The organism is [Enterobacter] lignolyticus SCF1, assembly GCF_000164865.1.
GTDB classification, from domain to species: Bacteria; Pseudomonadota; Gammaproteobacteria; order Enterobacterales; family Enterobacteriaceae; genus Enterobacter_B; species Enterobacter_B lignolyticus.
The window spans coordinates 1,323,746-1,338,069 of sequence record NC_014618.1; the positions used below are offsets into that span (position 1 = coordinate 1,323,746).

A 14,324-nucleotide genomic window follows, 5' to 3' on the forward strand; every position below is an offset into this window, starting at 1 on the left:
ACTTCCCCTACACAGAGAGACATAACAATGAAAAAGCTGATCTTAGCCGCCCTCATCGCCGTGACATCCGGGGTGGCCCTGGCCGAGAACGAGCAGATTGTGTTCAGTACGCCGAACCTGGCCATGCCGTTTGAAGTTCATATGCAGCGCACGGCGGTGAAAGCCGCCAAAGAGATGGGCGTAAACCTGCAGGTGCTGGACGGGCAGGGCAGCTCGCCGAAGCAGGTCGCTGACCTCGAAAACGCCATCACCCGCGGCGCGATGGGGTTTATCGTTTCGCCCAATGACGTCAACGCCGTGTCCAGCGCGGTCGATGAGATTCAGGATGCGAAGCTGCCGGTGGTGACCCTCGACCGCTCCGTCGACAGCCAGAAAAAGGTGCCGCACTTCGGCGCGAATAACTACAAGGGCGGCCAGGCCATCGGCGACTTTGTGAAAAACAAATTCCCCAACGGCGCGGACATCATTCTGCTGACCGGGCAGCCGGGGTCGTCGTCCAACATTGAGCGCACCAAAGGCATTCGCGACAGCCTGAAGGCGGGCGGGGATAAGTACAAGATCGTCGCCGATCAGACCGGTAACTGGATGCGTTCTGAAGGGATGCGCATTGTCGAGAGCGTGCTGCCGTCGCTGCCGAAGCGTCCGCAGGTGATCCTCTCCGCCAATGACGATATGGCGCTGGGCGCGATCGAAGCGCTGCAGGGCCAGGGGCTGAAGCCGGGCGACGTGCTGGTGACGGGCTTTGACGCGGTGCCGGAAGCGCTGGCGCGCGTGCGCGACGGCTGGATGGCGGTGACGGCGGATCAGCGTCCGGGCTATGCGGTGCAGACCGCGATGAGCCAGCTGGTCGCTAACGTGCGTGAGAAGAAGGCGATCGCGGGCGCAGATTACCCGCCGACGCTCATCACCAAAGACAACCTGCAGCAGGCCGAGCGCATTAACGAGGCCGGTAACTGATTTGTCCTGGGCCGTCGCCGCGGCGGCGGCCCACCATGAAGAAGGAGCAGGTCGATGTCGCAACCTTTACTCAACGTCAGCCATCTGGCGAAAAGCTTCTCCGGCGTCTGGGCGCTGAGCAGCGCGCAGCTGACCGTCGGCGCGGGCGAAATTCATGCGCTGCTGGGGGAAAACGGCGCGGGGAAATCCACGCTGCTGAAGGCGCTGGCCGGGGCGCAGCCGCAGACGAGCGGCGAAATCTGGTTTAACGGCGAAACGCTGTCGGTGGATGACTCGCCGGTAGAGCGGCAAAACAAGGGCATTATTACCATCTATCAGGAATTTAACCTGCTGCCCAACATGACCGTCGCGGAAAACATGTTTCTCGGCCGCGAGCCGCGCAAACGTAATCTTTTCGTCGATGAAAAGGCGGTCAACCAGGAGGCGCAGGTGATCCTCGACTACCTGCAGCTGAACGTTGCGCCGACGACCGCGGTGGCACGCCTGAGCGTAGCGCAGCAGCAGATGGTGGAGATCGCCCGCGCGCTGACGCTGAACGCCAGGCTGATAATCATGGACGAACCGTCCGCGGCGCTGAGCGACAGCGAAGTGGAAAGCCTGCACCGGGTGGTGCGCGAACTGAAGGGCCGCGGGGTGAGCATTATTTACGTCACCCACCGCCTGCACGAAGTCTTCCAGCTCTGCGACAAATTCACCGTGTTCCAGGACGGCCGCTTTACCGGCACTGGCGCGGTGGCGGACACCACCGTAGAGCAGCTGATTCGCCTGATGGTCGGGCGCGACGTGGCGTTCAACCGCCGCCCGGCGAGCGAAACCCACCATGAGGACAAACCCGTACGCCTGGCGGTGAAAGGGCTGTGCCGCGAAAAGCCGCCGCTGGACCCGCACGGTATTGCGCTGCATGACATCAGTTTCCACGTCCACGCCGGCGAGGTGCTGGGCATCGCCGGGCTGGTGGGCGCCGGGCGCACCGAGGTGGCGCGCTGCCTGTTCGGCGCCGACGGTTTTACCTCCGGCAGCTTTGAGCTTGACGGCGTGGCCTACCGGCCGCGCGATCCGCTGTACGCCCTCGATCAGGGCATTGCGCTGGTGCCGGAAGATCGCAAAAAAGAGGGCGCGGTGCTGGGGCTGTCTATCCGCGACAACCTGTCGCTCTCCTGCCTCTCCTCGCTGCTGCGCTGGCGTTATTTTGTCAACACCCGCAAAGAGGATTCCCTTATCGAGTCCTACCGCCAGGCGCTGCAGATCAAAATGGTGAACAGCGATCAGGAGGTGCGCAAGCTCTCCGGCGGCAACCAGCAAAAGGTGATTCTCGCGCGCTGTATGGCGCTCAGCCCGCGCGTGCTGATCGTGGATGAGCCCACGCGCGGTATAGATGTCGGCACCAAATCAGAAGTGCACCAGGTGCTGTTTGATATGGCAAAGCAGGGGGTAGCGGTGATCGTGATTTCGTCGGATCTGCCGGAGGTGATGGCGGTGTCCGATCGCATCATCACCCTCAGCGAAGGCCGGGTGACGGGTGAAATTCACGGTGACGACGCCACTGAAGAGCGCCTCATGATGATGATGGCCATCAACCACAACGCCCTGAACGCGGCATAACGGAGTTTCCCATGACGCAGATAATTTCCAAAACGCAGACGCCGGTAAAGCGTACCGGGCGTATCGATCCGATCGCCTTCTTTGAGCGCTTCGGGGTGCTGATCTTTATGATCCTGCTACTGATTTTCTTTCAGCTGCAGAACAGCAACTTCCTGTCTGAACGCAATATTTTCAACATCCTGACTGAGGTATCCATCTACGGGATCATGGCGGTAGGGATGACCTTCGTGATTCTGACCGCCGGGATAGACCTCTCCGTCGGCTCCATCCTGGCGGTGTGCGCCATGACCGCGGCTTACGTCATCAAAGGCGATAACTTTACCACCGTCGATCCCAACGCCTGGGGCGGTATGAGCTGGCTGCTTGGCCTGGGCATCTGTCTGGCGATGGGAACGGTGATTGGCTTTCTGCACGGCCTCGGCGTCACCCGCCTGCGCCTGCCGCCGTTTATCGTCACCCTCGGCGGGATGACCATCTGGCGCGGCCTGACGCTGGTGATTAACGACGGCGCGCCGATTGCCGGTTTTGACGCCGGCTACCGCTGGTGGGGGCGCGGCGAGCTGCTGGGGATCTCGATTCCTATCTGGATCTTTGCGCTGGTGGCGGTCGGCGGCTATCTGGCGTTGCACAAAACCCGCTGGGGGCGCTTTGTGTACGCCATCGGCGGCAACCCGGAGGCGGCGCGCCTGGCGGGGGTGAACGTTAAGCGCGTGCTGGTGAGCGTATATGTGCTGATCGGCTGCCTGGCCGGGCTGGCGGGCTTTATCCTCAGCGCGCGTCTGGGGAGTGCGGAAGCGGTCGCCGGGATCTCGTTTGAGCTGCGGGTGATTGCTTCCGTGGTGATCGGCGGAACGTCGCTGATGGGCGGCTATGGCCGCATCGGCGGCACCATTATCGGCTCGATCATTATGGGCATCCTGATTAACGGTCTGGTGCTGATGAACGTGTCGGCCTACTACCAACAAATTATTACCGGGTTAATTATCGTGCTGGCTGTCGCCTTTGACACCTATGCCAAGAGCCGCCGCGGCGCACTGTGAGGGAACGGATGATGAAAGACGTACGCATTGGGTTAATCGGTACCGGCTATATCGGCAGAGCGCACGCCATTGCCTATGCGCAGGCGCCGACGGTGTTCAACCTGCGCGGCAGGCTGGTGCGCGAAATGGTCGCGGAAGTCACGCCGGAGCTGGCGGCGCAGCGGGCGCAGGCCTTTGGCTTTAGCCGCTCCACCGGCGACTGGCGCGCGCTGGTCGCCGACCCGAACGTCGATGTGGTGGACATCTGCTCGCCGAACCATCTGCATAAAGAGATGGCGCTGGAGGCGATACGCCACGGCAAGCACGTGTACTCGGAAAAACCGCTGGCGCTGAGCGCGCACGATGCCCGTGAAATGGTCGAGGCGGCGCAGCAGGCCGGGGTGAAAACGCTGGTCGGCTTTAACTACATGAAAAACCCGACGGCAAAGCTTGCGAAAGAGATTATCGCCCGCGGCGAGATTGGCGAGGTTATCCACTTTTACGGCACCCACAACGAAGACTATATGGCCGACCCGCTCTCGCCCATCCACTGGCACTGCTTTAAGGAAACCGCCGGGCTTGGCGCGCTGGGGGACCTGGCCGCGCACATCGTCAACATGGCGCACTATCTGGTCGGCGATATCGAGCAGGTTTGCGGCGACTTAAAAATCGTCGTGCCCGAGCGTCCGGCGCACGCCGGCTCCTCGCAGAAGGTGGCGGTGGAAAACGAGGACCAGGCGCACGCCATGGTGCGCTTTTCCAGCGGCGCGCAGGGCGTGATAGAGACCTCCCGCGTCGCCTGCGGGCGCAAGATGGGGCTGTCGTACGTCATTACCGGCACCAAAGGCGCCATCAGTTTTACCCAGGAGCGGATGGCGGAGCTGCAGCTGTATCTGCATGAGGACCCGGTGAATCGCCAGGGTTTCCGCACGCTGCTGGTTGGGCCAGCACACCCGGAGTATGCCGCTTTCTGCCTGGGGGCGGGACACGGCATCGGCTTTAACGATCAAAAAACGGTGGAGGTTCGCGACCTGGTGGACGGCATTGCTGCCGATGCGCCGATGTGGCCGGATTTCGAAGAGGGCTGGAAGGTGTCGCGGGTGCTTGACGCTATCGCCCTCTCTCACCGCGAAGGCCGCTGGCTGAACGTGATTGACATTGTCTGACGAGGTAGCAACGTGGAAAAGCAGTTTGATGTGATATGCATGGGACGGGTGGCGGTTGACCTCTACAGCCAGCAGATTGGCGCGCGGCTTGAGGATGCGTCGAGTTTTGCCAAATACCTTGGCGGGTCGTCGGGGAACGTCGCCTACGGTACGGCGCGCCAGGGGCTGCGTTCATCGATGCTGGCGCGGGTCGGCGACGAGCATATGGGGCGCTTCCTGCGCGAGGAGCTCAGCCAGGTCGGCTGCGACACCCGCCATCTGATAACCGATAAAGCGCGGCTGACGGCGCTGGTGCTGCTCGGCATCAAGGATCGGGACACCTTCCCGCTGATTTTTTACCGCGACAACTGCGCCGACATGGCGATTACCGCCGACGACGTGGACGAAGCGTACATTGCGTCGTCCCGCTGCCTGGCGATTACCGGCACGCACCTGTCGCATCCGCAAACCCGCGAAGCGGTGCTGATGGCGCTCGGTTACGCCCGCCGTCACGGCGTGCGCACGGTGCTGGATATCGACTACCGCCCGGTGCTGTGGGGGCTGACCTCGCTGGGCGACGGCGAGACGCGGTTTATCGCCGCAGGGCAGGTGACCCGCGAGCTGCAGGAGGTGCTGCATCTGTTCGACGTTATCGTCGGCACCGAAGAGGAGTTCCACATCGCGGGCGGCAGCACCGATACGCTGCAGGCGCTGGCGCAGGTGCGCCGCGTGAGCAAGGCGACGCTGGTGTGCAAGCGCGGCGCGCTGGGCTGCTCGGTGTATACCGAGGCGATCCCGTCCCGGCTTGACGACGGCCTGACCGTCACCGGCGTGCGGGTGGAGGTGCTCAACGTGCTGGGCGCCGGAGATGCGTTTATGTCCGGCCTGCTGCGCGGCTACCTTAACGATGAGGGCTGGGAGCAGGCCTGCCGTTATGCCAACGCCTGCGGCGCGCTGGTGGTATCGCGCCACGGCTGCGCCCCCGCCATGCCGAGCAAAATCGAGCTTGATGACTACCTGTCGCGCGAACGCGACGTGCCGCGTCCGGATCTCGACCCGCGTCTTAACCATCTGCACCGGGTCACCACCCGCCGTCGCGCGTGGCCGGAGCTGTGCGTCATGGCGTTCGACCACCGCAGCCAGCTTGAGGAGATGGCGATGCAGTGCGGCGCCAGCCTGAAGCGCATACCGACGCTGAAAAACCTGATCCTGCAGGCCAGCCGCGAAGCCGCGCAGCGCGCCGGGCTTGAGGGGAAAGCCGGACTGCTGTGCGACGGCACCTTCGGCCAGGATGCGCTGAATGCGATAACCGGCGAGGGCTGGTGGATTGGCCGCCCTATCGAGCTGCCGGGATCACGACCGCTGGAAATGGAGCACGGCAACATCGGCACCCAGCTTATCAGCTGGCCGCAGGAGCATGTGGTGAAATGCCTGGTCTTCTTCCACCCGGAGGATGCGCACGGCCTGCGTCTGGAGCAGGAGCAGAAGGTGGCGGAGGTCTACCACGCCTGCTGTAAGTCAGGGCACGAGCTGCTGCTGGAGGTGATTTTACCGGCCGGGATGCCGCGCAGCGACGAACTCTATCAGCGGGCGATTTCCCGCTTCTACAACTTAGGGATTTATCCCGACTGGTGGAAGCTGCCGCCGCTCTCTTCCGCGGGCTGGGCGGCGCTTAGCGAGATTATCGAACGGCGCGACCCGCACTGTCGCGGCGTGGTTATCCTCGGCCTCGACGCCCCGGCGGAACAGCTGCGCGCCGGGTTTAACGCGGCGGCCGGTCACCCGCTGGTAAAAGGGTTCGCCGTGGGCCGCACGCTGTTTGGCGACGCCTCCCGCGCGTGGCTGAAGCATGATATCGACGATGCGCAGCTGGTGGCGCGCATTCGGGACAACTACCTGCAGCTCATCGCCTGGTGGCGCGAGCGCGGACAAGCATAATTCAGGAGCAGACTATGGCTGTGCAATTAGGTATTAACCCGCTGACATGGACCAACGACGATCTCCCGTCTCTCGGCGCGGAAACGCCGCTGGAAACCTGTCTGAGCGAAGGCAAAGAGGCCGGGTTCGCCGGTTTTGAGCTGGGCAACAAATTCCCGCGGGAAGCGCGCCTGCTCGGACCGATTCTGCAGCGCCACGGCCTGCAGCTGGTGTCCGGCTGGTACTCAGGCCGCCTGCTGGAGCGCAGCGTGGAGGAGGAGATTGCCGCGGTGCAGCCGCATCTGACGCTGCTGCGCGAGCTGGGCGCGAAGGTGATGGTGTTTGCCGAGGTGACGCACTGCATCCACGGCGACCAGCAGACGCCGGTGCACCTGCGCCCGCGTTTTCCGCAGGCGCGCTGGGCGGAGTACGGCGAGAAGCTGACCGCTTTCGCCCGCTACACCCGCCAGCAGGGCGTACAGATTGCCTACCATCACCATATGGGCACGGTGATTGAGTCCGCCGAGGATGTGGATAATCTGATGACGCATACCGGCGACGACGTGGGGCTGCTGCTGGATACCGGCCATCTGACCTTTGCGGGCGCCAATCCGCTGCTGGTCGCCCAGCGCTGGGCGTCGCGCATTAATCACGTCCACTGCAAAGACGTGCGCGCCGACGTGCTGGCGGAGGTGAAAAACCGTAAAACCAGCTTCCTCGACGCGGTGCTGAGTGGCGTGTTCACCGTGCCGGGCGATGGCTGCGTCAACTATGCGCCGATCTTGTCGCTGCTGAAAAAGAGCCAGTATCAGGGCTGGTTAGTGGTGGAGGCCGAGCAGGACCCGGCGGTCGCCCATCCGCTGACCTACGCGCGTCTGGGCTACAACAACCTGAGCCGTCTGGCGCGTGACGCCGGGCTTATCTGAGGAGGCGATATGTCGCGTTTACTCTCGCGCTGGCAGCAGCCGGACGCGCAGGGCCGCACCCAGTCCGTCACGCCGGAGCGCGCGGGCTGGGGCTATGTCGGCTTTGAGGTGTTTGAACTCAGCGAGGGGCAGCAGCTCACGCTGCCTGCGGTCGGCGAAGAGCGCTGTCTGGTGCTGGTGGCCGGACGCGCCTCTGTCAGCACGCCGACCGCGCGGTTCGCCGATATCGGCGAGCGGATGAGCCCGTTCGAGCGGAAAAAACCGTGGGCGGTATACGTCACGCCCGGTGAAACCGTGCAGGTGCAGGCCGTAACCCGGCTTGAGCTGGCGGTGTGCGCCGCTCCGGGCAAAGGCGGCTGGCCGACCCGGCTCATCGCGCCGCAGGATATTGATGCCGAAGCCCGCGGTAAGGGAAATAACCAGCGCTATGTGCACAACATTCTGCCGGAGGACAAGCCCGCCGACAGCCTGCTGGTGGTGGAGGTGTGGACCCGCGAAGGCTGCACCAGCTCCTACCCCAGCCATAAGCACGATACCGACAATCCGCCGCAGGAAACCCGGCTTGAGGAGACGTACTACCATCGCCTCAACCCGGAGCAGGGGTTCTGCATGCAGCGGGTGTATACCGACGATCGGACGCTCGATGAGTGCATGGCGGTGTACAACCGCGACGTGGTGATAGTGCCGAAAGGGTATCACCCGGTGGCGACGATGGCGGGCTACGACAGCTATTACCTCAACGTCATGGCCGGACCGGTACGGCGGTGGATGTTCACCTGGGAAGATGACCACGCGTGGATTAACACCGATTATCCGCGAAAGTGAGCCATCGCGTTTAAGAGGCTACCGCCCTTTGCCTGTCGGCGCAGGGTGGTAGCCTCTGCTCAGACCTCTTAAATATTCAGCATACCGCGGAGACGGTGTTATCCTTTGTTTTATTAAGTCTTTCACTTTGACTCCCGGCACCTCCGATGTACATCTCAACCCGGTTCAAAATCGTTCTCCATCTGTGCGCGTTTCTCGTGGTGTTGTACAGCCTGACGATGATCCCGCCAATGCTGCTGGCGCTGATTGAAAAAGAGCGCAGCCTGTTCGCGTTTTTCTCCACCTTCGTGATGGCGTTCAGCGCCGGGATGCTGTGCTGGGCGGCGACTCGCCAGGAGAAGGTCAGCCTTGAGACCCGCGACGGTTTTCTGATTATCGTTCTGTTCTGGCTGCTGTTTTCTATCATCAGCGCCCTGCCGCTGTGGATGGATGACGGGCTGTCTTTGTCGCTGGCGGACGCGATTTTTGAGGGCGTCTCCGGTATTACCACGACCGGCGCCTCCGTGTTTCACAGCGTCACGCCGTTGCCCAAATCGGTACTCTATTACCGCGCGCAGCTCAACTTCGTCGGCGGCCTGGGGGTTATCGTGCTGGCGGTCGCGGTGCTGCCGCTGCTGGGGATCGGCGGCATGAAGCTGTATCAGTCCGAGATGCCGGGGCCGTTTAAAGAAGAGCGCCTGACGCCGCGGCTTGCCGATACGGCGAAGAGCCTGTGGCTGACCTACATGATGCTTGGCGGCGCCTGTACGCTCGCGTTCTGGATGGCCGGCATGTCGTTTTTTGACGCGCTGTGCCACGGGCTTTCAACCGTCTCGTTAGGCGGTTTTTCCACCCGCACCGAGAGCATTGGTTTCTACCAAAGCGATGCGATTGAGCTGGTGGCCGGGGCGTTTTCGCTGCTGTCGGCGGTTAACTTTACCCTCTATTTTGTCGCCATTACCCGCCGCAGCCTGAAGCCGCTGCGTCACAGCGCGGAGCTGCGCTTTTTTTTAATGATGGTGGCTATCGTGGTGGCGGTGGTGACCGTGGGCGTCTGGCGGGCGGGGATGTATAGTCTGCCGCAGTCGTTTGTTCACGCCTTCTTTCTGACCAGTTCGATGATGACGGACAACGGGCTGGCGACGGCGGATTACGCCTCCTGGCCGCGGGAGATTATCGTACTGCTGCTGTCCGCGAGCTTTTTCGGCGGCTGCGTGGGGTCGACCTGCGGGGGGATTAAAGCGCTGCGTTTTCTGATTCTGTTCAAGCAAAGCCGCCATGAGATTCACCAGCTGGCGCATCCGCGCGCCATCATGAGCATTCGCGTCGGTAAAGCCATCATCAACGACCGCGTGCTGCGTTCGGTCTGGAGCTTCTTTTTCCTCTACATCCTGACCACCTGCGCGTTTATCTGGCTGCTGAATCTGCAGGGATACGACCTGATGACGTCGTTTGCCACGGTGGCGGCGTGCATCAACAATATGGGGCTGGGGTTTGGCGAAACGGCGGCCGGGTTCGCGACATTGAACGATACGTCGAAGTACCTGATGTGTGCGGCCATGCTGTTGGGGCGTCTGGAGATCTATCCGGTGCTTATTCTGTTATCCAGAACCTTCTGGCGCAGCTAGCCGTTGTCAGCGCTGGGCGGGCGTGTCGGAGACCTGGCTTGACTCCTGGGCGGCTTTTTTGTCCTGGTGATGATACCAGGCGCCGACAGAAGAGTAGACAAAACGTCCAAAGAAGAAGAGAAAGCTGATGAGCAAAATGATCCGGGTCATGCGACTGTTAAAGCGGTGTCGTTTTCGCATACTGGTTGCCTGGTTCACAAAGGGTCCTTAAATGATGCCCATTTCCTGGGCGGTTCGTACATTAAGGCACAGCCTTGCGGTGGGGTCAATTGACGGCGATGTAAAATTCCGTCAGAAAAAAGATGACGTAATGTTATATAAAGAATAATTCTCTTCACATTAAAATTTTTTTACCCGATCGAATCCGAAAAACGCAGGATTCATCAATCGTGGTCGTGCTTTTATTGATTTAAGTCAAATGCAATGCCGGGGTGGTAATTAGAATTCCTTATCTGTTCCGCATTATAATTTTTTGCGGCGATTAACGCAGGTTGGATGCCTGTCTGAATATACCCATCAGGAATTGGGGTATCTGTAGAGCATCTATGCGTTTTACTGAATGGTATAAAAATAATCGTGATAAATGGTGGGGATTACCGCTGGTATTGCCCCTGCTGCTGTTGCCCCTTGCCCGCGATGCAAATACCTTTGTTCGTCTCGATAATGGGGTCGTCGCCCTTTATTATATGCCGCTGGCGCTGCTGCTCAGCATGATGCTGTTTTTCGGCTGGGAGGCGCTGCCCGGCATCGTGCTGGGGGTCTGGTGCGTCATTGCCAGAGGCATGAGCCTCGCCGATTCGTTTGGCGTTACGCTGCATTTTCTGATCCCGATTGTCCTCAGCTGGGGCGGCTACCGGATCTTTGCGCCCAGGCGGCACCACGTGTCCCATGGCACGCCAAGGCTGATGGCTCAGCGCCTGTTCTGGCAGATGTTTTTTCCCTCTTCGGTATTTCAGCTGCTGCTGCAGTTCGCGGTGTTTTTCGGCATGCTGCCGGTGACCGCCTCAATGTCGGGAATTGCGCCCTTTACGCTCAACAGCCTGATTAACTATCAGGCGCTGCTGGTTGGCTGTCTGACCGGTGTGCCGCTGTGCTATTTTATTATTCGCGTTATTCGTAATCCACGCCATCTTCGCGGCTTTATTTCCCAGCTGCTCCTGCAGATTGATAAAAAAGTTTCCCCGGTGGAAATTATTATCTGGGTAATAGTATTGCTGTTTGTCTTATCATTGTTATTAATGCCAATGACCGAGTCGAGCACGATATTTAGCACAAACTACACATTATCTTTACTTCTTCCGGTAATGCTCTGGGGATCGATGCGCTTTGGCTATCGGTTTATGTCGGTGCTCTGGACGTCGATATTGATTATAAGTATTCATTATTATTACCGTTATATCCCTGATTTTGGCGGTAACAGCAGCCAGATGGCGATCACCTCGTCGAGCTATCTGGTGTTCTCCTTTATCGTGGTTTATACCTCCATGCTGGCAACCCAGCAGCGCTTAATCCATCAGCGGGTAAAGCGAATGGCGTTTATCGATCCGCTCGTTCATATGCCGAACCTGCGCGCGCTCAGCCGGGCGCTGGCCGCCACGCCCTGGTCGGTTATCTGCTTTTTACGTATTCCCGAGCTGGAGGTGCTGGGCCGTCATTACGGCATGATGCTGCGCATTCAGTACAAGCAAACGCTGGCGCAATGGCTGAACGATTTTCTGCAGCCGGGCGAGTGCGTCTATCAGATGTCGGGCCACGATCTCGTTATCCGGATGAATACCGACGCGCATCAGAAGCGTATTGAGGCGCTGGATATTCTGGTGAAAAAATTCCGCTTCATCTGGGACGGCATGCCGCTGCAGCCCAACGTCGGCATCAGCTACTGCTACGTGCGTTCGCCGGTGCTGCATCTGCCGCTGCTGCTCGGGGAGCTGAGCACCATTGCGGATCTGTCGCTGACCACCAGCCATCCGGAAAGCCTGCAGCGCAGTAGCGCCATGCGCCTGCAGCAGCGGCTTAAAGATAAGATAGCGATGATGAACCGCCTGCAGCTGGCGCTGGAGGAGGGCCGTTTTCGCCTGATGGCGCAGCCCATCGTGGGGATTCGCGGCGATGATTATTACGAGATCCTTCTGCGTATGGTCGGCGATCAGGGGGAGCTTATCGGTCCGGATGCGTTCCTGCCCGTGGCGCACGAGTTCGGCTTGTCGTCGCGCATTGACATGTGGGTGGTGGAGAATACGCTGCGCTTTATGAGCGAACACCGCGACGCGCTGCCAGGGCTGCGGTTGTCCATTAACCTGTCGCCGTCGTCGGTGTGCAATACCCACTTCCCACGCAGCGTCGAAGCGCTTCTGGCGACGTACGGCGTTGAAGCGTGGCAGCTGATTTTTGAGATAACCGAAAGCCAGTCGCTGAACCACCCGGCGCAGGCCTATCAGACGCTGGAGCAGCTGCATTTGCTCGGCTGCCGTATCGCCATTGATGATTTCGGCACCGGCTACGCCAGCTATGCGCGGCTCAAAGAGGTCAACGCCGATATCCTGAAGATTGACGGCAGCTTTATCCGCAATCTGGCGAGCAGCAGCCTCGATCACCAGATTGTGACCTCAATATGCCATCTGGCGCGAATGAAAAAGATGCAGGTGGTGGCGGAGTATGTCGAAACCGAAGAGATGCGGGCGGCGGCTATCGCGCTGGGTATCGATTATCTGCAGGGGTATTGCATCGGCAAACCAGCGCCGCTGGAGGCGCTGGTTGCCGCAGATGCGCCGCCGAAACCCTCAGGCAGCGGCGATATCTGGTGATGCTTCTTCGGTAATTTTCAGCAGCCAGCCGGGCACGCCCTGCCAGTACAGCTGCTCTTTTTCGAGATCCAGCAGCACCAGCGCGTTCTGGCTGAACCAGTCGTGCGGGAAGATGAGCGTCCAGTGATGGGCCTCCATCTTCAGCGTCAGCTTCGGCGGCGTGGTGGTCGCCTGGCGCTGGTTGTTGAGCAGCACGCCGAGGCGCAGCAGCTGAATCATCGGCAGAAACTGTTTTTTCTTAAACAGGGTGAAGCGGGGCAGCTCATCAAGCTTAATCGCTTTGCGATGGCAGCGCACGAGCGTCGCCATCAGTATCTGCTGCTCCTGGTTAAAGCCGGGCAGGTCGCTGTTTTGCAGGATGTACGCCGAATGGCGGTGCATGCCGCTGTGGTTGATGTTAAGCCCCACCTCGTGCAGCATCGCCGCCCATTTCAGCAGGGCCGCCAGCTGCGGATTAGCGAGTTTCGGATTCTGCTCAACCCACTGCTCGTACATCTGCGTGGTGGTCTCCAGCACGCGCCGCGCCTGTTCGCGGTCGATATTGTACTGGCTGGCCAGGCTTTGCGCCGTCCGGCTGCGAATATCGTCGTGGCGGAAGCGGCCTTCCATCTCGTACAGCACGCCTTCGCGCAGCGCGCCGTCCGACAACCGCAGCTCTTTAATCCCCAGCGCGTCAAATACGCCGCAGAGAATCGACAGCCCGGGGACAAACACCGCCTGGCGGTCTTCGGACAGGCCCGGCAGGCTGAGCGCGTCGAAGGATTTGAACTTGAGCACCTCTTCGACCACGCGGTTCAGCCGCTCCGGGGTGATAATGCCGTCTTTTTCGCCCATCTCGATCAGCACTTCGTGGACCGCCTTAATGGTGCCGGACGCGCCGAGCGCGACGTTCCAGCCCTGAATGCGGTACTGCCAGGCGAGGGTTTCCAGCTTCTGCACCGCGGCCAGGCGGGCGCGCTGAAAGTTCTCTTTGCTGATAGCGCGTCCGGCGAAAAAGAGCTGGGCAAAGCTGACGCAGCCCATACGGCGGCTTTCGACCAGCTGCGGCTCAAAGTCTTCGCCGATCACCAGTTCCGTAGAGCCGCCGCCGATATCGATAACCAGCTTGCGGCCTTTTTCCGGCTGCGTATGCTCAACGCCCATAAAAATCAGGCGCGCCTCTTCGTTGCCGGAGATGATTTCAATCGGATACGGAATGATTTTCTCCGCCCGCTTGAGGAACTCCTGCGCGTTCAGGGCCTGGCGCAGCGTGTGGGTGCCGACGATACAAACGCTGGAGGCCGAGAACCCCTGCAGGCGTTCGGCAAACAGCGACAGGCAGCTTAGCCCGCGCTCCATTGCCTCTTCGCTGAGCATGTTGTTTTCGTCCAGGCCATCGGCCAGATGCACGCGCTGTTTCAGGCGACCGATTATCTGCATCGCGCCGTCAACGACGCGCGCAATCACCATGTGAAAGCTGTTTGATCCCAGATCTATCGCAGCGATTTCCTGCGGTCGCGGTGTTTTATTTTTTATGGGCATA

The 14,324-nt window shown here is 60.5% G+C and carries 11 protein-coding genes; 9 read left to right on the forward strand and 2 right to left on the reverse strand.

Going from position 1 to position 14,324, the window contains the following annotated elements; translation table 11 throughout:
- The first annotated feature begins 27 nt into the window (after window positions 1-27).
- The 8 genes from ENTCL_RS06265 (at window position 28) to ENTCL_RS06300 (ending at window position 9,998) form a co-directional block, all read left to right on the forward strand.
- Window positions 28-957 carry a substrate-binding domain-containing protein gene (locus tag ENTCL_RS06265; protein ID WP_013365273.1) on the forward strand — a complete coding sequence of 310 codons (930 nt, stop codon included), beginning with the start codon at window positions 28-30 and terminating at the stop codon, window positions 955-957.
- A gap of 54 nt (window positions 958-1,011) precedes the next feature.
- Complete coding sequence (locus ENTCL_RS06270; protein WP_013365274.1) at window positions 1,012-2,559, forward strand: sugar ABC transporter ATP-binding protein; 1,548 nt, start codon at window positions 1,012-1,014, stop codon at window positions 2,557-2,559.
- 11 nt (window positions 2,560-2,570) lie between these two features.
- Complete coding sequence (locus tag ENTCL_RS06275; RefSeq protein WP_013365275.1) at window positions 2,571-3,599, forward strand: ABC transporter permease; 1,029 nt, start codon at window positions 2,571-2,573, stop codon at window positions 3,597-3,599.
- A gap of 11 nt (window positions 3,600-3,610) precedes the next feature.
- The gene (locus tag ENTCL_RS06280) at window positions 3,611-4,744 is read left to right on the forward strand and encodes a Gfo/Idh/MocA family protein (protein WP_013365276.1); all 1,134 of its coding nucleotides are present in this window, start codon (window positions 3,611-3,613) and stop codon (window positions 4,742-4,744) included.
- Between the two features lie 12 nt (window positions 4,745-4,756).
- Window positions 4,757-6,661: a bifunctional 5-dehydro-2-deoxygluconokinase/5-dehydro-2-deoxyphosphogluconate aldolase gene (locus ENTCL_RS06285; RefSeq protein WP_013365277.1), complete on the forward strand. Its 1,905-nt coding sequence runs from the start codon at window positions 4,757-4,759 to the stop codon at window positions 6,659-6,661.
- A 14-nt stretch (window positions 6,662-6,675) separates the two neighbouring features.
- Window positions 6,676-7,566 carry a myo-inosose-2 dehydratase gene (iolE, locus tag ENTCL_RS06290; protein WP_013365278.1) on the forward strand — a complete coding sequence of 297 codons (891 nt, stop codon included), beginning with the start codon at window positions 6,676-6,678 and terminating at the stop codon, window positions 7,564-7,566.
- Window positions 7,567-7,575: 9 nt separating this feature from the next.
- The gene (gene iolB, locus ENTCL_RS06295) at window positions 7,576-8,391 is read left to right on the forward strand and encodes a 5-deoxy-glucuronate isomerase (protein WP_013365279.1); all 816 of its coding nucleotides are present in this window, start codon (window positions 7,576-7,578) and stop codon (window positions 8,389-8,391) included.
- Window positions 8,392-8,537: 146 nt separating this feature from the next.
- A complete protein-coding gene (locus tag ENTCL_RS06300) occupies window positions 8,538-9,998 on the forward strand; it encodes a TrkH family potassium uptake protein (RefSeq protein ID WP_013365280.1) in 1,461 nt (486 codons plus the stop codon).
- 6 nt (window positions 9,999-10,004) lie between these two features.
- On the opposite strand, the gene ENTCL_RS22750 is transcribed toward ENTCL_RS06300, so the two are convergent.
- The gene (locus ENTCL_RS22750) at window positions 10,005-10,196 is read right to left on the reverse strand and encodes a YfgG family protein (RefSeq protein ID WP_071841381.1); all 192 of its coding nucleotides are present in this window, start codon (window positions 10,194-10,196) and stop codon (window positions 10,005-10,007) included.
- A gap of 347 nt (window positions 10,197-10,543) precedes the next feature.
- Between ENTCL_RS22750 and ENTCL_RS06310 the strand changes: the two genes are divergently transcribed.
- Complete coding sequence (locus tag ENTCL_RS06310; RefSeq protein WP_013365282.1) at window positions 10,544-12,802, forward strand: EAL domain-containing protein; 2,259 nt, start codon at window positions 10,544-10,546, stop codon at window positions 12,800-12,802.
- Here the strand turns inward: ENTCL_RS06310 and ppx are convergent.
- Window positions 12,779-14,323 carry an exopolyphosphatase gene (gene ppx / locus ENTCL_RS06315; protein WP_013365283.1) on the reverse strand — a complete coding sequence of 515 codons (1,545 nt, stop codon included), beginning with the start codon at window positions 14,321-14,323 and terminating at the stop codon, window positions 12,779-12,781. The genes ENTCL_RS06310 and ppx overlap by 24 nt on opposite strands.
- Window position 14,324 lies beyond the last annotated feature (1 nt).

Coding starts and splice junctions, on each gene's coding strand:
- ENTCL_RS06265 (WP_013365273.1), top strand. CDS start 28: ATGAAAAAGCTGATCTTAGCCGCCCTCATCGCCGTGACATCCGGGGTG.
- ENTCL_RS06270 (WP_013365274.1), top strand. CDS start 1,012: ATGTCGCAACCTTTACTCAACGTCAGCCATCTGGCGAAAAGCTTCTCC.
- ENTCL_RS06275 (WP_013365275.1), top strand. CDS start 2,571: ATGACGCAGATAATTTCCAAAACGCAGACGCCGGTAAAGCGTACCGGG.
- ENTCL_RS06280 (WP_013365276.1), top strand. CDS start 3,611: ATGAAAGACGTACGCATTGGGTTAATCGGTACCGGCTATATCGGCAGA.
- iolE (WP_013365278.1), top strand. CDS start 6,676: ATGGCTGTGCAATTAGGTATTAACCCGCTGACATGGACCAACGACGAT.
- iolB (WP_013365279.1), top strand. CDS start 7,576: ATGTCGCGTTTACTCTCGCGCTGGCAGCAGCCGGACGCGCAGGGCCGC.
- ENTCL_RS06300 (WP_013365280.1), top strand. CDS start 8,538: ATGTACATCTCAACCCGGTTCAAAATCGTTCTCCATCTGTGCGCGTTT.
- ENTCL_RS06310 (WP_013365282.1), top strand. CDS start 10,544: ATGCGTTTTACTGAATGGTATAAAAATAATCGTGATAAATGGTGGGGA.
- ppx (WP_013365283.1), bottom strand. CDS start 14,323: ATGCCCATAAAAAATAAAACACCGCGACCGCAGGAAATCGCTGCGATA.